This window comes from Mesorhizobium sp. AR02, from assembly GCF_024746835.1.
Lineage (GTDB): Bacteria > Pseudomonadota > Alphaproteobacteria > Rhizobiales > Rhizobiaceae > Mesorhizobium.
Genome location: NZ_CP080531.1, coordinates 721,855 through 743,972 on the forward strand (window position 1 = coordinate 721,855; position 22,118 = coordinate 743,972).

Genomic DNA, 22,118 nt, shown 5'->3' on the forward strand with positions numbered 1-22,118 from the left:
GTCCTCCGGATTTCTGCCCTCGGGTGTCAGCTTCCGGTCGCCTCGTTCCACTTCTTGACGTAGTCGGGAAGCTTGCTCAGTGCCTCGTCCCAGTTCGGCGACCAGATGGTGACGCCCTTCATCGCTTCCTGCGCCTTGGCGAAGTTGGCGTCATCAGGCTTCACGTCCTTGCGGGCGGGCATGCCGAGCGCCACCGAGCTTACGGTCGACTGGGCTTCCTTGGCGAGCAGGAAGTCGATCAGCTTCTTGCCGTTGTCGGCATTGGGCGCGCCGGTGACCAGGCCGATTTCATAGGGCAGCGCGAAGGTGGAACGCACGCCATCAGGACCGGCAGGCCAGAACACCTTGATGTTGGGATTGTCCGCCATTTGCGACATGTTCATCTGCAGGTCGCCATTGGCGACATGCAGTTCGCCCTTGTTGACCAGCGCGGTCAGCTTGCCTGTCGAAGCGGAGGGGCCGACATTGTTGTCCTGCAGCTTCTTCATGAATTCGAAGCCGGCATCCTCGCCGCCGAAGGCATGGATGATCTGCAGCATGACGGCGGTGCCGTCACCGGCCTGGCCGGGGGTCGAATACTGTATCTTGCCCTTGAACTTGGGATCGAGCAGGTCGTTGTAGCTCTTCGGCGCTTCCAACAGCACGGCGCTGTTGTAGATGAAGTTCATGTAGTTGTTGACCAGCGGCCGGTACTTGTCGGTGCCGCCGTCGATCTGGTCGGCGCCTTGCGGCTTGTAGTCCTGCAGCAGGCCGTCAGCGGCGGCGCGCTGGACGAAGGGCGGCAAGGTCACCAGCACATCAGCCTGCGGGTTCGACTTTTCCTTGGCGACGCGCTCGACGACACCGCCCGAACCGGCCTCGATATACTGCACTGTGATGCCGGTGGCCTTGGTGAAGGCGGCGAATTCGGTCTCGTACCAGCTGCCATTGCCATCATGCAGGCCGTCGGCGGAATAGATGGTGACGACGCCGTCGGCGAGTGCCGGTCCGACGAGAGCCGACGACGCCAAGAGCGACGCGGCGAAGGCCATGGCGATGGTTGCATTGCGCGATTTCATGGATCAGTTCCCCTGTGATTGATGGCACATTCTGCGATGCACTAGGACGACCGCAGCCCCGGGACCTTCCGCCCTTGTAGTGCTGGTGCATGTCGTCGTTGTGCCAACTCTGGGGATTGGTGATCGATAAGTAAAATCTATTTATTTTATGACAGGCAAACTTCTTCTGATAGTTGTCATGGAACTGTCGCATGCCTGTCGTGGCCACGATTCTGCCCCCGGGAAAGCCGGTAATTGGTGGCAGGAACGCTGGTGGTCAGCCGAATGAAACGCCTGATGTCTGCGCCCGCAAACGCGCATCATGCGAGCGGATGGTCACCGGCCGGCCATCGAGGATCTCGAAGCAGCGCGCGAGCGTGTCGTCTTCGAGCCGGCGCATTGCTTCGTGCGTGAAGAAGGTGAGATGCGGAAACAGGATCACGTTGTCGCGATCGAAGAGCGCACGCATCGGATGGGCCGACCTGGAGAGCGGCTCCACTGAATAGACGTCGAGCCCGGCGCCGCCGATGCGCCCGGCGACAACAGCCTCGACAAGCGCCGCCTCATCGATGAGTGCACCGCGCGAGACGTTGACGATGATGGCGGAAGGCTTCAGGCAGGCGAGTTCCGTCTTGCCGATCAGGCCGCGCGTCTTGTCGTTCAACACACAATGGATCGAGACAAAATCGCAGACGCGCAGCATGGCTTGCAGGTCGTCGACCTTTTCGATGCCGGTGGCATGCGTGGTTGCGGCATCGACACCGGGATCGAAGCCTAGAACCCGGGCACGAAATCCCTGGCCTGCCATGCGCGCCATGCTGCGGCCGATCTTGCCGCAGCCGACGAGGCCGAGCGTGGCGCCGGAGATGTCACGCCCAAGCCAGCGTTGCGCGGGCCAGACCCAGCCATCGCGCGACACCGCCGCCGTGATCGCCGGCAGCCGTTTGGCGAGCGCGATCATCAGGGCGAAGGCGCCTTCGGCGACAGTTTCCTCGGCGTATTCGGGCACATTGACGACAGGGATGCCACGCCGCATCGCGGCCTGAATGTCGATGGCATCGATGCCGACGCCGTATTTGACGATGCCTTTCAATTTGGAAGCCGCGTCGATCACCCGCGCCGTGATTGGCGTGTAGCACATCAGCAGAAGATCGGCGTCAGCGACTGCGCTGACGAGATCGACCTCGGCAATGCCGTCCGGCAGCGTCACCAGTTCGACGCCCCTCGCCTGCAAGCCAGCGTCGATGCCTGGACACTCGAGTTCCCGATCGGTGCGGACGGCCTTCATGGTCAGGCCGCCAGCACGGCGGCCTCGACAATGTCGAGCGCGCGGTCGAGATCACTCTTCGAAATGACCAGCGGCGGCGACAGCGTCAGGACGTTACCGTGGCTGACCTTGAAGCTCAGGCCCTGCTCCAGGCAGGCATAGAAGACCCGCTCGGCGAGGTCGCGCGCGGGCTGACGTGTAGCGCGGTCCTCGACCAGTTCGACGCCAACCATGAGCCCCCTGCCCCTGACGTCGCCGACATGGGGCGAGCGTGCCATCAGGTCCTGCATGCGTCCGAGCATGTGCCGGCCGAGTTCGGCCGCGCGCTCGACCAGCCCTTCGTCCTGAATGATGTCGATCGTGGTCAGGGCGGCGCGCGTCGTCACCGGGTTCTTCTCATGGGTGTAGTGACCGATGGCAAAGCCGCCGGTGACGTCGAGGTCGCGGCGGGCGATGATGGCGGCGATCGGCAGGATGCCGCCGCCCAACGACTTGCCGAGAACGACGATGTCTGGTGTCACGCCATCATGCTCGTGCGCGAAGAATTTGCCGGTCTTGCCGAGGCCGGTCGGGATCTCGTCGAAGATCAGCAGCGTGCCATGCCGGTCGCAGGCTTCGCGCACCCGTTTCCAGAAGCCGGGCGGCGGCGGGTTGGGCGTTGCCCGCATCGGCTCGGCGACGACCGCCGCCACATCCTGCTCGCGGCCGAGCACATAGGCGATCATGTTGGCGCAGGCGAGCCCGGATGCTTCCAGCGAATCGTGGCCATAGGGACAGCGATAGCCATCCCAGGGCGCGACATGCTCGGTGCCGGTCATCATCGGGCCTGCGATATGCGAACGGAAGGTCGCTTCACCGCCGACGCTTGCCGCACCGAAGCCGGCGCCGTGAAAAGCATCCCAGAACGACACCGTCTTGAAGCGGCCGGTCGCGGCGCGAGCGATCTTCAGGGCGACCTCGATGGCGTCCGAGCCGCCGGTGGTGAACAGCACCTTGCCGAGATCGCCGGGTGCGAGTGCCGCCAGTTTCTCGGCCAGTTCAACGGCCGGCTCGCAGGTGAAGCGGCGCGGCGCGAAGCAGAGGTCGTCGAGCTGCTTCTTGATCGCGGCGACCAGTCGCGGATGGCCATAGCCGAGGTGATGCACGCTGTTGCCGTGGAAATCCATGAAGCGGCGGCCAGCGGTGTCCTCGATCCAGATGCCTTCAGCCTTGGCAATTGTCGAAAGGCAGGGGCTGGACAGGCTCTGATGCATGAACGCGGCGGCGTCGCGATCAAGCAGGCCGCGAATGCGGGGATCGTCTTGGCCGGCATCCCAGCGGCCACGTGCCGCCGTGGTGTTGGAATCGCCCTCGGTATGCACAAGCTCAGATATCGCGGCCATCATCGTCTCCGAAACGCGAATGAGGGAGCGCGGAACGCTCCCTCGGTTGTTCTGCCAATCAAGGCTGTCCGGTCACGACCAGGGCAGCGAAAATGTCTTCACATTGGTGTAGCTCTTCATCGCCTCGATGACGCCTTCCTTGTAGCCATTGCCGGAATCCTTGATGCCGCCGAAGGGCGACATCTCGATGCGGTAGCCCGGCACTTCCCAGATGTTGACCGTGCCCACCTGCAGGCCGGCGATGTATTTCTGCATGCGGGGAAACGAGTTGGTGCAGACGCCAGACGACAGGCCGAAAGCGGTGGAGTTGGACAGTGCGATCAGCGCCTCGTCATCATCCGGCGCGCGTACGATCGGGATGATCGGCCCGAAGGTTTCTTCCATCACCAGTTCGGAGGTGTGCGGCACGCGATCGACGACGATCGGCGGCAGCAGCGCGCCCTGTCGGCCCGGATTGTAGAGGATTTCGGCACCTTGCTCGGCCGCCATATGGACGCGCGCTTCGAACAGGGCGGCCGCCTTCTCGTGCACGACGGTACCGAGGTCGGTCGAGCGGTCCATCGGATCGCCGAAGCGGATCTTCTTCGCCCGCTCCAGCACCAGCGGCACAAAGCGATCGGCGACGCTTTCCTGGACAAGGATACGCTTGACCGCGGTGCAGCGTTGGCCGGAGTTTTTCGTCGCTCCGGCCACCGCCAGGTCCGCCGCCTTTGCCAGATCCTCGTCCGACAAATCGTTGAGGATGATCAGCGGATCGTTGCCGCCGAGTTCCAGCACCTGGCGCTTGTAGCCGGCGGTGCGGGCGATCATCTTACCGACCGGCACGCCGCCGGTGAAGGTGATGAGATCGATGTTTTCGTTGGTGATCATCTCGTTGCCGATGTCGGCCGGCCAGCCGGTCACCACCGACAGCATTTCCGGCGGCAGGCCGGCTTCGTAGAGAATGTCGGCCAAAAGCAGCGCCGTCATCGGCGTCAGCTCGGTCGGCTTGACCACCACGCAATTGTTGGTGGCGATCGCCGGCGCCACCTTGTGCGAGACCATGTTGAGCGGATGGTTGAACGGGGTGATCGCCGAGATCGCCTTCAGCGGCTCGCGGGTGGTGAAGATCTTGCGTGCCTTGCCGTGCGGGGTGAGATCGCAGGAGAAGATCTGTCCGTCATCCTGGATGCACATCTGCGCCGACAGCGTGAACACGTCATAGGCGCGGCCGACTTCATAGAGCGAGTCGGTCTTGGAGATGCCGAGCTCCAGCGTGATGAGATCGGATATTTCTTCGCGGCGCGACGCCAATGCTTCAGCGGTACGGAACAGGATCTGCTGGCGCTCGTAGCGGGTCAGTTTCGATTTGTAGCCGGCGGCGATCTCGAAAGCCTGACGGGCATGCTCGGCGCGACCGGCCGGCACGGTGCCGATAACAGTGTCGTTCCAGGGGTAGCGCACCTCGACGACACCGTCGGCATCGACCTTCTTGCCGGCGATACGCATCGGCTCGTGGCGAACTTTGATGGAGGGGTCGAGTTGGGTCATGTGATGTTCCTGGATGCTCAGTGAGCAACATTGATCTTTTGTCGGCTAGGCCATCGCGTCTCGGCAATGGCTTCCCCCACTCCGTCGCCGCTTCGCGGCGCCACCTCTCCCCCCTCCGGAGGGAGAGGAAGGGAGCCGAGGCTGGCGAGATCAGCGCCCTTCCTCTCCCCCGTCGATCGGGGGAGAGGTGGCCCGAAGGGCCGGAGTGGGGGTCGACCAGCGCAATCATGGATGGCGACACACCCTCCCGGCGCCCATTCACCCGTCACGCCTGCGCGGCCGCCATCGTCGCGTAGAAGAAGGCGTCGAAATTGCGTAGCGTCGGCTCGTTCGGCAGGTCAGGCAGCACGCGGTTGACGATGAACGGCACTTCCTGCTCGGTCAGGCCGCCATGCGAGCGCAGCGGCTCGTTGAGCGCCGCCAGATCGTGCCGATGCTCGCTGGTGCCGATCGTCTTGTTCTCGGTCGAGATCAGCACGATGTCGCCGATTCTATCGGCGGGCAGTTCGAAGCGCTCGCAAGCGGTCGGGCTGTCGACGACCAACATGATGCCGTCGGTCTTGGCCAGCCGCGCCATGATGCCGGCTTGGTCGGCGCCATCAGGCAGATAGGCGGTGGCAAACGAGCCAAGCGCACCATGATGCACGACATAGGGATCGGTGATCGGCAAGATGACACGGGCCGCGTCCTTGCCGAGCCATTCGTCGAGCAAGTCCTGGACATAGACGACGTCGGGCGAGCCATCAGCCTTGTGCTTGGGCTTCATGCCATGGTCGGCGGTGACGACGATGGCCGCGCCCAGCGCATCGAGTTCGGTCAGGTACTTGTCGAACATTTCATAGAAGGCGTTGGCCTGGGGCACGCCCGGTGCGTATTTGTGCTGCACATAGTCCGTCGTCGTCAGGTACATGATGTCGGGGCGGAATTCCCTGAGCAGCTGGACACCTGCGGCAAAGACGAATTCCGACAGTTCGGCCGAATAGACCTCCGGCACCGGCAGCCCAAAGTGCTTCGAGGCATTGTCGATGCCGTGTTCAGCCTTGGTGGTGGTGTCGGACTTCTCCGCCGAGAAGCACAGCGCGCGGCCTTCGTCGAACGCCAGCCCCTTGCCGAGCAACGCACGCAATTTGTCCTTGGCGGTCACCACGGCCACTTTTGCGCCGGCATCGTAGAAGGCCTGAAAAATCGTCGGCGCGCGCAGGAAGCGCGGGTCGTTCATCATCACTTCCTTGCCGGTCTCGCGCTCGTAGAGATAGTTGCCGCAGATGCCGTGCACGGAAGGCGGACGCCCGGTGGCGATCGACAGATTGTTGGGGTTGGTGAAGCTCGGAATGACCGAGTGCGCAAAACGCACCGTGCCCTTCTGCTTGATCCTGACCAAAGCCGGCATCAGCCCAGCCTTGATCGCCTCATCGAGATAGGCCGGCTCGCAGCCGTCAAGGCAGATGGCGATCGCCGGCACGCGCGGCCAGGCGTAGGTGCGGCCGTTGACGGCGACATTGATGGGAGACATCTGGTTCATCTGATATCCTCGAGATCGGCCGCTTCAGGCGGCGAGTTTGGCACGCTCGGCGAGTGCGGCTGCGGGTGGAGCGGCGGTGTCGACGCCCATTTCATGAAGCGAGAAAGCCGCCGCCTCGACGACGCGGCGCATGACATGTTCATCCATCTGGCCGATGCAGCCGACACGGAAGGAGTCCACGGCGGTCAGCTTGCCGGGATAGATGATGAAGCCCTTGTCCTTCATCAGCTCGTAGAAGCGGTCGAAGGCGAAGTTGGCGTGGGCCGGGTTGAAGAAGGTGACGATGATCGGCGACAGCCAGCGATCCCCAAGCAAGGTCTCGAAGCCGAGGTCGCGCATGCCAGCCACCATCACGTCGCGGTTCCTGGTGTAGCGGGCGCCGCGGCCGGCGACACCGCCTTCGGCCTCATGCTGGCGCAACGCTTCAAGGAAGGCAGCAACGACATGTGTCGGCGGCGTGTAGCGCCACTGACCGGTCTTGTTCATGTGCGCCCATTGCGCATGGACATCGAGCGACAGCGAATGGCTGCGGCCCTTGGCGGCCTCCAACTCGCTCTTGCGGGCGATGATGAAGCCGAAGCCCGGCACACCTTCGATGCATTTGTTGGCGGACGAGACCATCGCCTCATAGCGGATCTCGTTGACATCAAGCGCGACGGCGCCGAAGGCGCTCATGGAATCGACGAGCAGCTTGCGGCCCTTGGCATGGGCGGCCTCGGCGATCTCGGCAAGCGGATTGAGAATGCCGGAGCTGGTCTCGCAATGGATGGCGATGACATGGGTGATGGCGGGGTCGGCCTCGAGAGCAGCCGCCACCTCGTCGCCGCGTGGCGGCAGGTAATCGCCCTTGTCGATCAGCGTATAGGCGCGGCCGAGATACTGCATGGTCTGTGCGGCGCGCAGGCCGTAGGCGCCGTTGGCCAGGACCAGCACCTTGCCATCCCTGGGCACGAACGAACCCAGCATCGCCTCGACGCAAAAGGAGCCGCTGCCTTGCATCGGCACGCAGTCGAATTCGCCGCGTGTATCACCGGTCAGCGCCAGCAAGCGGCGGCGCATATCGGCGGTCATGCCGCGGAAGTCGCCATCCCAGGATCCCCAGTCGCGCAACATGGCCTGCTTGACCGAATAGGCCGTGGTCAGTGGTCCCGGCGTCAGCAGATAGGGCTCGCCCAGCGCCGGACTGGCCAGCGGCTCCGCGGCAAATTTCGTCTCGGCGAGCATGGTGTCCTCCGACAGATCGCTGCTTTTTGATATGGCCTTAGTCTCGGCCCGAATGACATATTTGTAAAATCGTTATTTTGTATCGAAGTATCGATTTAGGCGATGGTAGAGTGAGCCACGCAATACAAATTGCATCCCGGTCATGACACGGTCGTGAAGCCGAATAAGTTCGCTTTTAAGCATAAGCTAAATCGTTCGTTTCTGCCTTTTGGAAATCTGGCCTTATGATAGGCTGCCTCACGATTTCGGCGTCTCGAAGGTGAAAAAGAATGCGCTACGTTCAGCTGCGGGCCTTTCATCAGGTGGCCATCTCAGGCGGTTTTTCGCGGGCGGCGGAAGCACTGTTCCTGACCCAGCCGGCGATATCGGACCAGGTGCGCAAGCTCGAAGAAGAGTATGATGTGCTGCTGTTCAACCGCAACAAGAAGCAGGTCACACTGACCCATTCAGGCCAGAAGCTGCTCGAAATAACCCACCGCATGTTCGATACCGAGCAGCAGGCGCTTGAGCTTTTGACGGAGTCGCGCGCACTGCGTTCCGGCACGCTGCGCATCGTCGCCGATGCCGCGCACCATCTGCTGCACATCCTCGGCAGCTTCCGGGCTCGCTACCCCGGCGTGCAGGTGTCGGTGCGCGCCGGCAACACCGAGACAGTGATCAGCAGCCTCTACAGCTACGATGCCGATATCGGCGTGCTGGGCGAGGTGCCGACCGGGCGCGACTTCGAAGTGCTGAAACTGAACTCGACGCCGATCATCGCCTTTGCCTCCATCGATCATCCGCTGTCAGGCAAGAAATCGCTGACGCTCAAGCAGCTCGCGCAGGAATCGCTTGTCATGCGTGAGCGCGGATCGAAGACGCGCCAGAAGCTCGAAGACCTCGCGGCGGCGTCGAAGATCGAACTCAGACCGGTGATCGAGGCCGAAGGCCGTGAGGCGGTCCGCGAGATCGTCGCCTCGGGCGCCGGAATCGGCTTCGTCTCGGCAGCCGAGTTCGGCCAGGATTCGCGGCTGGTGCCGATCACCATCGACGCCCCCGAGACCCTGATGGACGAAGCGCTGATCTGCCTGCGCGAACGCAGCGGCGGCAAGCTGGTGCGCGCCTTTCTCGACATGGCAAGGTCGATGTCGGCCGATTAGGCGGCGATCCTGATCTCCGGCACATCCGCCTTCACCCGCTCCGACTTCGGATCGTAGGGACTGCGCAGGTGCGCTGTCGCGGCATGGCGCACGCCGGCAAGGTCGATCTCGAAACGGCCACCGGTAAGGAAAGCGCCATCGACGCCGGCTTCATGCTCGATCAGTCCGAGCGCCACCGAGCGGCCAAGCGTGTGGCCATAGGCAGCGGAACGGACTTCGCCAACCGGTTTGCCGTCGCGCAGGATCAACTCGCCACCCCACAGCATTGGCTCGGCATCGTCGAGGGTGAACAGCACGACGCGCCTGGCCGGCGCCGCCGAAGTCTTTGCCTCGAGCAGCGCATCACGGCCGATGAAGCCGCCCGGTTTGTCCATGGCAACGGCAAAACCAAGCCCGGCTTGCCAGGGGCTGATGTCGGGTGTCAGTTCGCGGCCCCAAGCGCGAAAACCCTTTTCGATGCGCAAGGCATCGAGCGCGTAGTAGCCGGCGTCTAGCAGTTCGAATTCGCGGCCGGCCTCATGCAGCGCCTCGTAGACGCCAACGGCGAATTCGGTCGGCACGATCAGTTCCCAGCCGAGTTCGCCGACATAGGTCATGCGGTTGGCGTAGGCGGTGGCGTAGCCGATATCGATCTCACGAATGGTGGAGAAGGGAAAGCCGGTATTGGAGAAATCCGCCGACGACAGTTTGCCGAGCAGATCGCGCGAGCGCGGCCCCATCAGGGCCAACACCGCATAGGACGAGGTGACGTCGGTCAGGACCGCATGGGCATCGGACGGGATGTTCTTGACGATCCAGTCGGCGTCGTGGACCGCTTGCGCGGAACCGGTGACGATGAGGAATTTTTCTGCGGCAAGCCGCATCACGGTGAGATCGCTCTCGTAGCCGCCGCGCGTATTGAGCACGCCTGTGTAGACGGACGTGCCGACCGATACATCGACATTGCCGGCGCAGATCCGGTTGAGCACGGCACAGGCATCGCGGCCCTGGACGAGGAGCTTGGCGAAGGAGGTCTGGTCGAAGATGGCGATCGCTTCACGCGTCGCCTTCATCTCGCGCCTGACGGCCTCGTGCCAGTTCTGGCAGCCGAAGGCGTAGTCGTTCTCGGCCTTCTCGCCCGGTGCCGCGAACCAGTTAGCACGCTCCCAGCCCATCTTGGAACCGAAGCAGGCGCCCTTGGCAGCCAGCCGGTCATAGAGCGGTGAACGGCGGAAGGGCCGTGCCGTATCCAGTTCGCGGTTCGGCCACGGCATGGCGTAGTGCAGGCCGAGCGTCTCTTTCACGCGGTCATGCAGCCAGCGCGGATTGTTGTTGAACGAGGCGAAGCGCCTGATGTCTACCGGCCACAGATCCATGGTCGGCGCGCTGTTGACGATCCATTCGGCCAGCGCCCTGCCCGCGCCGCCGGCACTGGCGATGCCCATCGAGTTGAAGCCGGCGCCGACGTAGAAATTCTTCAGCTCCGGCGCCTCGCCGAGGATGAAATTGTTGTCCGGTGTGAAGCTCTCAGGGCCGTTGTAGAATTTCTTGACCTCAGCCTGCGCCAATTGCGGCACGCGGACCAACGCGTTTTCCATCAGGATCTCGAACTGGTCCCAGTCGTCCGGCAGCAGTGCGAACTCGAAATTTTCGGGAATGCCGTTCATGCCCCATGGCTTGGCATGCGGTTCGAAGCCACCCATCACCAGGCCGCCGACCTCTTCCTTGAAGTAGATGAAGCCGTCGGGGTCGCGCATGACGGGCAAATCCGGATGCACGCCTTCGATCCTGCCGGTGACGATGTACATATGCTCGGCCGAATGCAGCGGCACCGAGACGCCGCACATCAGGCCAACCTTGCGCGCCCATTGGCCAGCGCAATTGACGACAATCTCGGCGGCGATGTTTCCACGATCCGTCTCGACACCGCAGGCGACGCCATTCTTGATGCAGATCCCGGTGACCTTGACCCGCTCGAATATCTTCGCGCCGCGGTTGCGCGCACCCTTGGCCAGCGATTGCGTCAGATCCGTGGGGTTGGCCTTGCCGTCTCCGGGCAACCAGACAGCCCCAACCAGATCGTCCGTCGCCATCACCGGCCATAGGTCGCCGGCTTCCTTCGCCGAAATCACGTCGATCTCGACCCCTTGAGCGCGCGCCGACGCGGCCGTGCGCTTCAGCACGGTCATGCGGTCAGCGGTGCGCGCCACCGACAGCGAGCCGCAATTCTTCCAGCCGGTGGCGAGCCCCGTCTCGGCCTCCAACTCACTGTAGAGCTGCGTCGAATATCGGATCAGGCTGGTCATGTTGGAATGGCTGCGCAGCTGCCCGACAAGGCCGGCGGCATGCCAGGTGGTGCCGCCGCTGAGTTGGCCTTGCTCAAGCAAAACGACATCGGTCCAGCCGAGCTTGGTCAGGTGATAGGCAACCGAACAGCCAATGATGCCGCCGCCAACGATAACGACGCGCGCTTGAGTGGGGAATTGGTTTGCCATGAGCGTTCCGCCATTTGAAGGGATAGCGAACACTAACACAGCAAAACCAAATATCAACTCAAAAAGTCACAAAACATCACATCAAAGTCGCAACGATGAGCTCAGGCCCTTTTTGCAAAAGCGCCTCGACAAGGGTTGGTTCGGGGTTGGCATCGACGATCACGCCGGCAGCGCGGTCGAAATTCGGAATCCGGAGCGGTGTCAGCTTGCCGAACTTGCTGCTGTCGATCACGAAATAGGCCTTGCCGGCGAGCGCGATCATGCGGCCGCGCTGCTCGGCCCCGGCGCGGGTGAAGTCGGTCACCTCGCCGTCCGGCGACAGGGCACCGCCGCCGAGAAAGGCGATGTCGACGCGAAAGCGGGCCATGGCATCGAGCGTGTCGACGCCGGAAGCCGCCTCCTCACCCGGATCGATTTCGCCGCCCAGCATATGCACGCGCATGCCAGGGATATGGCAAAGATGCAGCGCAATCTTCAGGCTGGCGGTGCAGATGGTGAGATCGCGCAGTCCGGCCATGGCCTGCGCGACGGCCAAGGTGGTGGTGCCGGAATCGAGGAAGACCACCATCCCATCCCTGACCAGGCCGGCGGCCGCTTTGCCAATCGCCGCCTTGCCACCGGCATTTTCCTGGCTGCGCAGGCTCATCGCCGGTTCGCTCGGTTCGAAGCGAGCGGCCCCGCCATGTACGATGCCGAGCCTGCCCTGGTCCGAAAGCAACTTCAGGTCACGACGGATGGTTTCGCGCGAAATATCGAAGAACTCGGCCAGCTCGGCGACACTGACGGAACCCTGTGCGCTCAGCCGCCTGAAAATTTCATCGTGGCGGCGCGGGGCAAGGGCGCGCGCCGGCAGGCGGCTGACGGGAGACATGGCGATCCTCGTGTCGAGCATTGATGTTGCAATATGTGGCAGTTAATTCGAGCAGACGCAAACTTTCGCCAAGCTTCCTGACGACCTGTGAAGGACTTCAACTGGTCTGCGGCAGATCGAGGGCAGAGCGCAACCGGCCGATGCCACGCTTGTAGAGCATGGCGCCTTCGGCCGGGGCGAGCAGATCGGCATGCGGCGTGAATTCGGCGATGCGTCTGTTGAAGGCGACCGCGCCGCAACCTGGAACCAGGCAGTCGATTTTCTGCTTCGGACATTGACTGAACTTGCAGAGCCGGCCGACATAGGCATCGCTGCCCGGTTCGATCAGAAAGACGTCCAGCTGATGATCGGCGACGCTGATCCCGGTTCCTTTCTCAAACGCCTGGCGCAGGGCAAGCGCGGCGGCGCGACGCAGTTCGCCAAGCCGTTCCTGCGAATCGAGCCAGAGTGCCAGGTCAAGATCGCTGCATTCGTGCCAGACCTCGATCCGCGCCCGCCGGAATTCGCTGAAGCGCGGCACCTCCTTCCAAAGCGGTTTCGCGACAGAGCCGATGACGGCCACCGCAACCACCTCCTGGAAGCGCGTCCAGGCATCGGTGACGACATCCGCGGCCGAGCGAAACTGCCGCTGGCGTTCCAGCATATATCGGTCTTGTTGCTCGATCGCCGCGCGCCGCATCTTCAGGCCAACAGTTTCGTGAAATTGCGTTTGCGGCCGAATCGGGTTTTCACATCCGCCAGGTAGGCTGAATGTTCCGACGCGCCGCGCAGGTAAGCCATGCGGCCGATCAGTGCCGCCGCCTCCGCATAGCTGCCATCACCACCAAGCTGGGCCATCTGGTCGACGCGTGCCGCGTAGACCTTCAGTGCCTCGCGCGGATGCGTCGCTTCGCTGGCCTGTGCAAGCTGCTGCTTCAGCCCCTCCGACGCTCCATATTCGTGCACAGTCAACCAAGCCGTTTCAAACTGCTTCTCCTCAATCAGGATGCTGATGAGCAGATCGGCCGGAAAATGCCAGGTGGCGGCCTTTCCGCGCATCAGCCTGGATTGGAGGCGCTCGATCGCTTTGTCGTGTGCCGATGTGCCAGCCGCCTTGCACAGAAGCTGGTACAGTTCGAAGCTCGGCGCCTTCTCGAAGGCATGCCACAAATGTGCCTCGGCGTCGCCATCCCGGCCGGCCTTGGAGAGCAGCTCGACTGCCAGGGCAATGAGTTGCTCGTCCGGCCGATCGTCCTCGAACATCCACAAGCCGTCCTCTACCCAACGCAAAGCCTCTTCCACCCGACCCTGCGAGAGGCAGAATTTTGCGATTTGCAGATAGCTTCCCTGCGAGGCCAAATGCTTGGCACGAAGCGCGATGCGCGCCTCCACGTCGCCATCGCGTTCGGCAAAGAAATCGAGGATTTCCCGTAGCCTGAAATGGTCCATCGGTGGCCCCATGCCAGCCCGGTTCTTGCCGACTGTCGCCGGAAGTTTATCCCAGGCCTCGTTGGCGAGGCGACGATATTCGGCCAACCCGTCCTCGCCAAGGATATCGCCATAGAGCCCGGCCGCACCAGCGAAGACGTCGTATTTTCCGTTCGTCTCGCGGGCGAAAAGGTCGCGAGCGAGAGACAAGGGGTCGCGAGGCGACGCCTGGGCGGCAGTTCGGTGCATCTCGCATGCGCGATCGAGAAGCGCGCCGCAATGGCCGTCGGAATCGTCCATATCGTCGATAGCGCTCTCGATCCGATCGATGGCCCGCATCGCCAACCCCATCACGATGCCAGCATGCTTGCTCGAGAGTGCTGTGATCAGATCGAGTGCTTCGTCGACACCTCGCGCCCAGTCAGCCGCCTCGCTGTAGTCCACGAAGCCATTCGTGGCGGTCGCTGCGTCGATCATCTTGCCGAGACGCGCCACGAGGGTCGCCTCGTCGCCATATGTAGCAAGCGTGGCCGTCTCCAGCCCCCGAAACAGGACAGGGTCGCGCTCGGCACAATCCATGATCATATCGACGAGCGCTGGAATGTCCTTGTCATTCAGATATCGGCGAATACCGGCGAAGACGTCGAGTCTTTCTGCTTCCGTGTCGCTGCCTGCCGCATTCGCGGCCAGCGCCGTCGCCACCCAATGCTTGCAATAGCCCCAATCGCCGAAGGCGCGGCAAGAACACGCACCGTCAATCGATTCGCCTCGCCCCATCAATTCAACGCGGTAGTCCTCCGTGCCGGCTACTCGCGCCAGCACGCGTTTCGGTCCGACGGTCAGCAGTTGTACCGACCCGTCACGCCAATAGGCCTCGCCGCGCAAGAAGACCTTGTTGCCGACAAGGTCGCGCAAGGCGTCGACATCGAAGCGGGGGCGACTGTTCTTGCGGTTCATAGTGGCGGCTGGAGCCTCGAGTCAGCCGCGATAAGACGCAGGGCCTCCTCCAACGTAACGTTCGCATACAGCCGCCACCATGCTCCGGTGTGCCTGTGCCACATGAGATCGAACTGGGTCTCGGCGCGATGCTCCTCCACATGGTCGAGCCGGGCGAAGGGGGCGTCGAATTCTTCACCGTCATCCGAACGGTAGCGCGCGGAGAAACCGTATTTGCTTCCTCGCCATTTGCCGAAGATGTCTAGCGGATGGTCGAGCCGATTCGGCTGGCCGAGGATGAACCGGGGCTTCAGAACACCGGCAATGAAACGCTCGCAGGCAGCGGCGATGGCAAGCTTCTCGTCAGACGAAAGCTCTTTGACCCACATCCGTTGCGTTGTCCGCTTCGCCATCGCGATCTTTCCGCGCTACCTACCGCCAAGGGCACTCCGGACTTGCCGCAGACCATGATAATCGACCGATCCCCCGAGGCAATGGTCTTGGATGCAACATGCATCACTTGGCGAACACAGCATCGTAGATCTCCAAGGGGCTCGAACTTTGCTTTTGAGTTTGGCTCAGGATTTTCGCGCCAAGCCGCCGCTCTCTATCGCATTGACGAGCGTCTTGCTGCCTTCGCGAAGATGCTGCCGCAGAACGCTCACGGCCTTCTTGCCGTCGCGCTGGCGGCAGGCGTCCAGCAGGTCGCGATGCTCAGCCTGCGAGCGGTTGCGATAGTCGAGGTTCGACAAGAGGATGCGGACATAGCGGTCGGCGGCGTTATGATGCGCCTCGATCAGGCCTAGCAGACGCTGGTTGCCACAGGCATCGTAAAGCGAGAGATGAAAGGTGCGGTTCAGCGCACCCCAGCGGCCGACATTGCGCTCCGCGTCGATCTGGTCGAGCACCTGTTCGGCCTCATCGAGCTTGCCGCCGGACAAGGCGGGAACAGACAGCCGAAGCGCTTCGCATTCGAGCAATTCGCGCACCGCGTAGATTTCGCTGATTTCGGCGCCGTCCATCCGGGCGACATGCGCGCCCTTGGTCGGGTGGATGGACACGATGCCCTCGGCCTCCAACTGGCGAAGGGCATCACGAATAGGCATGCGGCTGAAGCCGAACTGCTCGGCCAGTTCGTCCTGGCGCAGCGCGGTGCCGGCCTTCAGGGTGCCGCTGGCTATGGCCTCGCGCAGGACGTTGGCGACCTGCTCCGCCACCGTCTGCGGTCTCTCGATCAGGCTTTCCGCAAATCCGCTCAATCGATGCTCCCCAAGTCACGCGAAGACCAGCGTAATGGAAAACCACCGGACTGGATATGAGTATCCTCGTGTACGGCCCTAACAAGGGTGTTGGAAACCCTGTTGCTCCTACCGCCAGACGGAGTTGCGGATCACCGAGCAGAAGTTGCCGCGGTGGAAATGCGGCTCCTTGTCGGCGATGACATCGGCCTTGACGTTGCCGAAGGTGGTGTCGGGCTTGTGCTTGATGCCGTCGTAGAAGGCCTGGATGATGTCTTCCTTGAAGGCAGGCGTCCGCGGGAAGGCTTGCACCACCGTTTCGCGCTCCTCGTCGGAATACTGCGCGTGGGTTAGCCCAAGCACGTCCATCTCGACGCCGGCCGTCACCAGCGCCACCACCGGATGCATGTGAACCGGCACGCCCGGCGTGGTGTGCAGCGCAATCGCTGTCCAGACCGTGTAGGCATCCTCTTCGGCAATGCCATGGCTGCGCAGGAAATCGCGCGCGGCGTGCGCGCCATCGACCTCGAAACGTTCATGCTGGCTTGAGTGGCTCGGCATCAGCCCGATGTCGTGGAACATCGCGCCGGCATAGAGCAGCTCTCGATCGAAGTTGAGCCCGCGATGCAGGCCGGCCAGCGCGCCAAAATGATAGACGCGGCTCGAATGGTTGAAGAGCAGTTCGGTCTCGGTGTCGCGGATGAAGGCGGTGATGGCGCGCGCCAGTCTGCTGTCGGGAATGGCGGCGGCGCTCGGGATGGTGGGCATGATGTCGTCTCCTGATGATCTGAAGTGACAATCTAGGCGCCATCGGCTATGGCAGAAATCGTTTTGTTACGACGATTTCTGCCAAAACACCGGCATAGCGGACTTGGGCGCGATTGATGGGAGCAGACTGATGGCTTTGCGGATCGGTATCCTCGCCTTGGAAGGCGCGCAGCTGCTCGATGTCTCGGGGCCGCTCGATGTCTTCGCCGAAGCCAATCTGCAGGCCGGCCGGCAAGCCTATGCCCTATCGGTCGTCGCAGCGGTGGATGGCGCGGTAACCTGCTCCTCGGGGGCCCGGCTGCTGCCTGATTTCGTCATTGGACAGGCTGATATGCCGCGCTTCGACACGATGCTGGTGGCCGGAGCACCGCATTTGGGGCTGAAGGCACACAGTGCGCCTGTGCTCGACTGGCTGCGCGCCGTCAGCATCACTGCCCGGCGCTATGGATCGGTATGCACCGGCGCCTTCCTGTTGGCGGAAGCCGGCTTGCTCGACGGCCGCCACGCCACCACCCATTGGGCCGTCGCCGACCGGCTCGCCGAGCGCTTTCCCGAGGTGATGCTCGATGTCGACGCCATTCATGTTCGCGACGGCAAGATCAGGACGGCTGCGGGGGTGACCGCTGGGCTCGACCTGGCGCTGGCGCTGGTCGAGGAGGATCTCGGCGCCGAGATCGCGCGGCGCGTCGCGGCGCAGCTCGTCATGTATTTCCGCCGCGGCGGCGGCCAGCTTCAGTACAGCCGCAAGGGCGCCGGCAGCCCGGCCGGGCGCTCGGCGCTGCAGCAGGTGCAACGCTGGGTGATCGCCAACCCGGCCGAAGAACATGGCGTCGACCAGCTTGCCGGCCGCGCCGGCATGAGCCCGCGCCACTTCGCCCGGCTGTTTCGCCAGGAGGTTGGCACTACGCCGTCGGCCTGGGTCGAGGCGATCCGGGTCGAGGCGGCGCAGCGCCTGCTGGAAACCGGTGCGGCGCCAAAGCTCGTCGCCGACCAATGCGGCTTTTCAGACGTCGACACGTTTCGTCGCGCCTTCCAGCGCAAGATCGGGGTGACACCTGCCGCCTACCGGCGCGTCCAGGTCGATGAGCCGCGGGCCGTGCCTTGACAGCGATCCGCCTAACCCTCGACTTCGACGGCGACCACAGCGGCGCAGTCGCCGGCCTTGACCAGGCCAGGAAAATGGCGCGCCGCCAGCATGCCCGACATCTTTGCCCGTATCTCCTGCGGGGTGATGCCAGTGCGGCCGGTGGAATGGATGCGCGCCAGTACCGAGCCCTCTTTGACAGGCTCACCGAGATCGACCATGGTTTCGATCATCCCGTCGTCCTCGGCGAAGGAGAAGCAATCGCCCGAGGGCATATCGAGCCATTGAGTTCGAGTCTTCTCGACCGCACCAGCAACAATTCCGGCGTGGCGCAGCACATTGAGAATGCCGCGCCGGGCGATGCGCACGGTTTGCGCGCGCGAGGTGCCGCCACCGCCAAGCTCGGTGCTGACGAAGACCTTGCCCATTTCCTCGGCCGCCGTGTCGTACATGCCGACTGAGTCGATCTCGATCATGCGCATCGAGAAGGGTGCCGAGAATGCCGCGACCGCATCGAAAGCTTTCTGCTCCAGCACCTTGTCGGGCAAAGTGTGCGCGGCGCAGAACGGCACGAAGTCCAGCGTCCTGCCGCCGGAATGGAAGTCGAAGACGATGTCGGCGCGGGGCAGCAATTCGCGCTGGAAATAGTCGGCGATCTTTTCCGTCACCGTGCCGTCCGGCCGACCGGGAAAGCTGCGGTTCATGTTGCCCTTGTCGATCGGCGATGTCCGCGTGCCCGCTCTGAAAGCCGGATAGTTCATCGCCGGCACGATGATCACGCTGCCGCTGACGTGCTTGGGGTCTAGCGTGCGGGCGAGATCGTAGAGCGCCAGCGGCCCCTCATATTCGTCGCCATGGTTGCCGCCGGAGAGCAGCGCCGTCGGCCCCTTGCCGTTGCGGATGACGCAGATCGGGATCATCACCGAGCCCCAGGCCGAGTCGTCGCGGCTATAGGGCAGACGCAGGAAGCCATGCTGGACGCCGTCACGATCGAAATCGACAGTCGGCGCGATTGGCGACGGGCGGAGGCTGGACATCGGGCTCAATTCTTCACCACCAGTTTGCGCGGCACATTGGCGAGGCACTCTACACCGGTTTCGGTGATCAGGATGGACTCGGTAATCTCCAGCCCCATCGTCTCCAGCCACAGGCCGGTCATGAAATGGAAGGTCATGCCGGGCTTGAGCTCGGTGCGATCGCCGGGGCGCAGGCTCATGGTGCGCTCGCCCCAGTCCGGCGGATAGGAAAGACCGATCGAGTAGCCGGTGCGGTTGTCCTTGACGATGCCGTATTTCTTCAGAACGGCGAAGAAGGCATTGGCGATGTCCTCGCAGGCGTTGCCGGGTTTCGCCGCCGCAAGCCCCGCCTCCATGCCTTCCAGCGTCGCCTTCTCGGCATCGAGAAATTCCTGCGTTGGTTTGCCGAGGAAGACGGTGCGCGAGAGCGGGCAATGGTACCTGTTATAGCAGCCGGCAATCTCGAAAAAGGTACCCTCGCCCGACTTCATCGGCTGGTCGTCCCAGGTCAGATGTGGCGCCGAGGCATCGACGCCTGACGGCAGCAGCGGCACGATCGCCGGGTAGTCGCCGCCAATACCGTCGACGCCGCGCGTGCCGGCATCATAGATCTCGGCGACGAGATCGCATTTGCGCATGCCGACCTCGATCTTGTCGACGATGCGCTGGTGCATGGCCTCGACGATGCGGGCGGCCTTGCGCATATAGTCGATCTCGGTCGGGCTTTTCACCGCGCGTTGCCAGTTGACCAGCGCGGTGGCATCGACGAAGCGGGCATTGGGCAGATGCTTCTGCAGCGAGGCGAAGGCGGCGGCCGAGAACCAGTAATTGTCCATCTCGACGCCGATGGTGAGCTTGCCCCAGCCGCGATCGGCCAACACGCTGGACAAGAAATCCATCGGGTGGCGCTCGGTCGACTGCACGTAATGGTCGGCATAGCCGACGATGTTGTCATGCGCGAGATAGGCGGTGCGCTTGGCGCCGTTGGCGTCCTGGCCACGGCCGTACCAGACCGGCTCACCCGAGGGTGGCACGATGACGGCCTGATGCACATAGAAGGACCAGCCATCATAGCCGGTCAGCCAGGCCATGTTGGAGGGGTCGCTGATAACAAGCAGATCGACGCCCTTCACCTCCATGGCTTGCCGGGTCTTGGCAAGGCGATCGGCAAATTCGCCGCGCGAGAATTTCAGGTTTGGTTGCATTGTTCTTGGTCCTCGTTTTGCGGCCAGCATCAGCTTTCAAAAATGGTTCCGGCATTGGCCGCCCGCGCCCGGTCGCGGGCGAGCGTGGCGATCGCGGTGTCCTGCACGCCGGTGCCGGTCAGGTCGGCAATGGTGATGTCGCTGGCCGAGCGCCGGCCGTGTTTTGCGCCGGCGATGATCTGGCCGAGCTCAGTCACCTCTGCATCCCCGGCCATCACGCCCGCCGCGATAGCATGATGCAGTTCACCCAGCCGTCGTGTCTGGCGGGCACTGTCGGCGACATAGAGATCGGCCATACGCAGGATGGCAGGCGCGATCTCGTTCTTGTGCTCGGCGTCCGAACCCATCGCGGTGATGTGTTGGCCGGCGGAAACGAACCCGGCCTTGATCAACGGCTCGGTCGACGGCGTGGTGGTGACAATGATATCGGCGCCGGCAACCGCCTTTGCCGCGTCGGGCTCGGCGCGCACGACAATGCCCAGTCTTTCGCGCAAGCGGGCAGCGGTGGCTTCCGCCTTCGCGGCGTCGCGTGCCCAGATGCGTGCTTCCTCGATCGGCCTGACAAGGCGCAGTGCTTCCAATTGCAGACCTGCCTGCAAACCGGCGCCGAAGATCGCCGCTACGGCGGAGTCTTCGCGCGACAAGTGCTTCGCCGCCACCGCGCCAGCCGCAGCGGTGCGGACATCGGTCAGGTAGCCATTGTCGAGCAGCAGCGCCTCGACCACACCAGTCTTGGCAGACAGCAGCACCATCATGCCGCCACCGCTCGGCAGGCCGAGTTTTGGATTGTCGAAGAAGCCGGAGCTGATCTTGACGGCGAAGCCGTCGATACCGGGCACGTAAGCGGACTTCACGTCGACCTCGCCGCGGTGCTCGTGAAGATCGAGCCGCAGGATCGGCGGCATCACCACCGGCAGTGTTGCCAGCGCGCGAAAAGCGTTTTCGACGCAAGCGACGGCGTCGAGATCGAGCGTCACGATCTTGCGCAGCTCAGCTTCGGTGAGGATCGTCATCCGGCTCATGCGGCACGCTCCGCCTCGCCGCAGACGATCTTGCGGTGCGCGTTCATGTCGATGTTGCGGCCGGAGAGCAGCACAACCACTGGTCCGTTCGCCTTGACCTTGCCGGCGAGCAGTGCGGCGATGCCAACCGCGCCGGCGCCCTCGACGATCTCGCGCTCCTGCGCATAAGCGTGTCGAATGCCGGCAGCGATCTCGTCCTCGCTGAGCAGCACGACGTCGTCGAGCAGGTCGCGGCACATGGAAAAGGTCAGCCTGTTGTCGAGGCCGATGCCGCCGCCGAGTGAATCCGCCAGCGTCGGCAGTTCTTCCACGAGCACCGGCTTGCCGGCATCAAGACTGGCCTTCATCGCCGCGCCACGCGCCATCGAAACGCCGATGACTTTTGTGCCGGGGCTGACGCCCTTGACGGCGGCAGCAACACCGGACGCCAGCCCGCCACCGGAGAGCTGCACCAGGACGACAGCAGCGTCCGGGACCTGCTCGATCATCTCCAGCCCGACTGTGCCTTGGCCCGCAATGATGGCGGGGTGGTCGAAAGGCGGCAGCATCACCAACCCTTCCTCCGCCACCAGCCGCTCGACCTCCTGCTGCGCGTCGTCCTGGCTGTTGCCGACAATGCGGATTTCGGCTCCAAGCCGGCGGATCTCGTCGAGCTTGTTCTCGGGCACCAGCCGCGACATGTAGATCACCGCGCGCATGCCTTCGAGCTTCGCCGCATGCGCCAGCGCCCGACCGTGATTGCCGGTCGAGGCCGCGACGACGCCCCGAGCTTTCTCCTCAGCGCTCAGCGAAGCGATGGCATTCGATGCACCGCGGAGCTTGAAGCTGCCGGTGGTCTGTCGGTGTTCGAGTTTGAGGTGGACAGGGACGCCGAAGCGTTCCGAAAGGCTTTGGGACAGGACAGTTGGCGTCTGCTCGATCTTGTTGGCGATACGCTCGCGCGCAGACCGGATGTCGTTGAGACTGATAGAGTGAATTGGCATGACGTCGGCGCTG

General features: G+C 63.3%; 19 protein-coding genes. 2 read left to right on the forward strand and 17 right to left on the reverse strand.

What is annotated here, in order from left to right:
• Positions 1–26: 26 nt before the first annotated feature.
• The 6 genes from DBIPINDM_RS08080 to DBIPINDM_RS08105 form a co-directional block, all read right to left on the reverse strand.
• Positions 27–1,058, reverse strand: a complete 1,032-nt coding sequence (locus DBIPINDM_RS08080) for a 2-aminoethylphosphonate ABC transporter substrate-binding protein (RefSeq protein ID WP_258585245.1) — start codon at positions 1,056–1,058, stop codon at positions 27–29.
• Between the two features lie 256 nt (positions 1,059–1,314).
• Positions 1,315–2,325 (reverse strand): 2-hydroxyacid dehydrogenase, encoded by a 1,011-nt coding sequence (locus DBIPINDM_RS08085; RefSeq protein WP_258585246.1) that lies wholly within the window; start codon positions 2,323–2,325, stop codon positions 1,315–1,317.
• 2 nt (positions 2,326–2,327) lie between these two features.
• Positions 2,328–3,686 (reverse strand): aspartate aminotransferase family protein, encoded by a 1,359-nt coding sequence (locus DBIPINDM_RS08090; RefSeq protein WP_258585247.1) that lies wholly within the window; start codon positions 3,684–3,686, stop codon positions 2,328–2,330.
• Between the two features lie 72 nt (positions 3,687–3,758).
• Positions 3,759–5,216 carry a phosphonoacetaldehyde dehydrogenase gene (gene phnY, locus DBIPINDM_RS08095; protein ID WP_258585248.1) on the reverse strand — a complete coding sequence of 486 codons (1,458 nt, stop codon included), beginning with the start codon at positions 5,214–5,216 and terminating at the stop codon, positions 3,759–3,761.
• 265 nt (positions 5,217–5,481) lie between these two features.
• Positions 5,482–6,738 (reverse strand): phosphonoacetate hydrolase, encoded by a 1,257-nt coding sequence (gene phnA, locus DBIPINDM_RS08100; protein WP_258585249.1) that lies wholly within the window; start codon positions 6,736–6,738, stop codon positions 5,482–5,484.
• A gap of 24 nt (positions 6,739–6,762) precedes the next feature.
• A complete protein-coding gene (locus DBIPINDM_RS08105) occupies positions 6,763–7,962 on the reverse strand; it encodes a 2-aminoethylphosphonate--pyruvate transaminase (protein WP_258585250.1) in 1,200 nt (399 codons plus the stop codon).
• 269 nt (positions 7,963–8,231) lie between these two features.
• Here DBIPINDM_RS08105 and DBIPINDM_RS08110 point away from each other — a divergent pair, with 269 nt between their 5' ends.
• Positions 8,232–9,101, forward strand: a complete 870-nt coding sequence (locus tag DBIPINDM_RS08110; RefSeq protein ID WP_258585251.1) for a LysR substrate-binding domain-containing protein — start codon at positions 8,232–8,234, stop codon at positions 9,099–9,101.
• Here DBIPINDM_RS08110 and DBIPINDM_RS08115 read toward each other — a convergent pair.
• The 7 genes from DBIPINDM_RS08115 to DBIPINDM_RS08145 all read right to left on the reverse strand — a co-directional run bounded on the left by DBIPINDM_RS08115 (position 9,098) and on the right by DBIPINDM_RS08145 (position 16,795).
• Positions 9,098–11,575 carry a GcvT family protein gene (locus DBIPINDM_RS08115; RefSeq protein WP_258585252.1) on the reverse strand — a complete coding sequence of 826 codons (2,478 nt, stop codon included), beginning with the start codon at positions 11,573–11,575 and terminating at the stop codon, positions 9,098–9,100. The genes DBIPINDM_RS08110 and DBIPINDM_RS08115 overlap by 4 nt on opposite strands.
• 76 nt (positions 11,576–11,651) lie before the next feature.
• A complete protein-coding gene (locus DBIPINDM_RS08120; protein WP_258585253.1) occupies positions 11,652–12,446 on the reverse strand; it encodes a DeoR/GlpR family DNA-binding transcription regulator in 795 nt (264 codons plus the stop codon).
• A 97-nt stretch (positions 12,447–12,543) separates the two neighbouring features.
• Positions 12,544–13,125, reverse strand: a complete 582-nt coding sequence (locus DBIPINDM_RS08125) for a hypothetical protein (RefSeq protein ID WP_318036928.1) — start codon at positions 13,123–13,125, stop codon at positions 12,544–12,546.
• Between the two features lie 2 nt (positions 13,126–13,127).
• On the reverse strand, positions 13,128–14,555 hold the full coding sequence (locus DBIPINDM_RS08130) for a DUF6880 family protein (RefSeq protein WP_258585255.1): 1,428 nt from the start codon (positions 14,553–14,555) through the stop codon (positions 13,128–13,130).
• 251 nt (positions 14,556–14,806) lie between these two features.
• Positions 14,807–15,202 carry a hypothetical protein gene (locus DBIPINDM_RS08135; RefSeq protein ID WP_258585256.1) on the reverse strand — a complete coding sequence of 132 codons (396 nt, stop codon included), beginning with the start codon at positions 15,200–15,202 and terminating at the stop codon, positions 14,807–14,809.
• 165 nt (positions 15,203–15,367) lie between these two features.
• Positions 15,368–16,048: a GntR family transcriptional regulator gene (locus DBIPINDM_RS08140; protein WP_258585257.1), complete on the reverse strand. Its 681-nt coding sequence runs from the start codon at positions 16,046–16,048 to the stop codon at positions 15,368–15,370.
• Positions 16,049–16,156: 108 nt separating this feature from the next.
• Positions 16,157–16,795 carry an HD domain-containing protein gene (locus DBIPINDM_RS08145; RefSeq protein WP_258585258.1) on the reverse strand — a complete coding sequence of 213 codons (639 nt, stop codon included), beginning with the start codon at positions 16,793–16,795 and terminating at the stop codon, positions 16,157–16,159.
• A gap of 130 nt (positions 16,796–16,925) precedes the next feature.
• Between DBIPINDM_RS08145 and DBIPINDM_RS08150 the strand changes: the two genes are divergently transcribed.
• Entirely contained in the window at positions 16,926–17,900 is a 975-nt protein-coding gene (locus DBIPINDM_RS08150) for a GlxA family transcriptional regulator (RefSeq protein ID WP_258585259.1), read from the forward strand.
• Between the two features lie 11 nt (positions 17,901–17,911).
• Here the strand turns inward: DBIPINDM_RS08150 and doeB are convergent, their stop codons facing one another.
• Genes doeB through eutB form a run of 4 tightly spaced genes read right to left on the reverse strand, consistent with a single transcriptional unit; the run spans position 17,912 to position 22,105 of the window.
• On the reverse strand, positions 17,912–18,916 hold the full coding sequence (doeB, locus tag DBIPINDM_RS08155; protein WP_258585260.1) for a N(2)-acetyl-L-2,4-diaminobutanoate deacetylase DoeB: 1,005 nt from the start codon (positions 18,914–18,916) through the stop codon (positions 17,912–17,914).
• Positions 18,917–18,921: 5 nt separating this feature from the next.
• Positions 18,922–20,100 (reverse strand): ectoine hydrolase DoeA, encoded by a 1,179-nt coding sequence (doeA, locus tag DBIPINDM_RS08160; RefSeq protein ID WP_258585261.1) that lies wholly within the window; start codon positions 20,098–20,100, stop codon positions 18,922–18,924.
• A 29-nt stretch (positions 20,101–20,129) separates the two neighbouring features.
• A complete protein-coding gene (locus tag DBIPINDM_RS08165; protein ID WP_258585262.1) occupies positions 20,130–21,122 on the reverse strand; it encodes a cyclodeaminase in 993 nt (330 codons plus the stop codon).
• The gene (gene eutB / locus DBIPINDM_RS08170; RefSeq protein ID WP_258585263.1) at positions 21,119–22,105 is read right to left on the reverse strand and encodes a hydroxyectoine utilization dehydratase EutB; all 987 of its coding nucleotides are present in this window, start codon (positions 22,103–22,105) and stop codon (positions 21,119–21,121) included. Before eutB ends, DBIPINDM_RS08165 begins: the two co-directional genes overlap by 4 nt.
• Positions 22,106–22,118 lie beyond the last annotated feature (13 nt).

Coding starts and splice junctions, on each gene's coding strand:
- phnY (WP_258585248.1), bottom strand. CDS start 5,216: ATGACCCAACTCGACCCCTCCATCAAAGTTCGCCACGAGCCGATGCGT.
- doeB (WP_258585260.1), bottom strand. CDS start 18,916: ATGTCCAGCCTCCGCCCGTCGCCAATCGCGCCGACTGTCGATTTCGAT.
- DBIPINDM_RS08105 (WP_258585250.1), bottom strand. CDS start 7,962: ATGCTCGCCGAGACGAAATTTGCCGCGGAGCCGCTGGCCAGTCCGGCG.
- DBIPINDM_RS08165 (WP_258585262.1), bottom strand. CDS start 21,122: ATGAGCCGGATGACGATCCTCACCGAAGCTGAGCTGCGCAAGATCGTG.
- DBIPINDM_RS08135 (WP_258585256.1), bottom strand. CDS start 15,202: ATGGCGAAGCGGACAACGCAACGGATGTGGGTCAAAGAGCTTTCGTCT.
- DBIPINDM_RS08090 (WP_258585247.1), bottom strand. CDS start 3,686: ATGGCCGCGATATCTGAGCTTGTGCATACCGAGGGCGATTCCAACACC.
- DBIPINDM_RS08115 (WP_258585252.1), bottom strand. CDS start 11,575: ATGGCAAACCAATTCCCCACTCAAGCGCGCGTCGTTATCGTTGGCGGC.
- DBIPINDM_RS08110 (WP_258585251.1), top strand. CDS start 8,232: ATGCGCTACGTTCAGCTGCGGGCCTTTCATCAGGTGGCCATCTCAGGC.
- doeA (WP_258585261.1), bottom strand. CDS start 20,100: ATGCAACCAAACCTGAAATTCTCGCGCGGCGAATTTGCCGATCGCCTT.
- DBIPINDM_RS08080 (WP_258585245.1), bottom strand. CDS start 1,058: ATGAAATCGCGCAATGCAACCATCGCCATGGCCTTCGCCGCGTCGCTC.
- DBIPINDM_RS08120 (WP_258585253.1), bottom strand. CDS start 12,446: ATGTCTCCCGTCAGCCGCCTGCCGGCGCGCGCCCTTGCCCCGCGCCGC.
- DBIPINDM_RS08150 (WP_258585259.1), top strand. CDS start 16,926: ATGGCTTTGCGGATCGGTATCCTCGCCTTGGAAGGCGCGCAGCTGCTC.
- DBIPINDM_RS08085 (WP_258585246.1), bottom strand. CDS start 2,325: ATGAAGGCCGTCCGCACCGATCGGGAACTCGAGTGTCCAGGCATCGAC.
- eutB (WP_258585263.1), bottom strand. CDS start 22,105: ATGCCAATTCACTCTATCAGTCTCAACGACATCCGGTCTGCGCGCGAG.
- phnA (WP_258585249.1), bottom strand. CDS start 6,738: ATGAACCAGATGTCTCCCATCAATGTCGCCGTCAACGGCCGCACCTAC.
- DBIPINDM_RS08125 (WP_318036928.1), bottom strand. CDS start 13,125: ATGCGGCGCGCGGCGATCGAGCAACAAGACCGATATATGCTGGAACGC.
- DBIPINDM_RS08145 (WP_258585258.1), bottom strand. CDS start 16,795: ATGCCCACCATCCCGAGCGCCGCCGCCATTCCCGACAGCAGACTGGCG.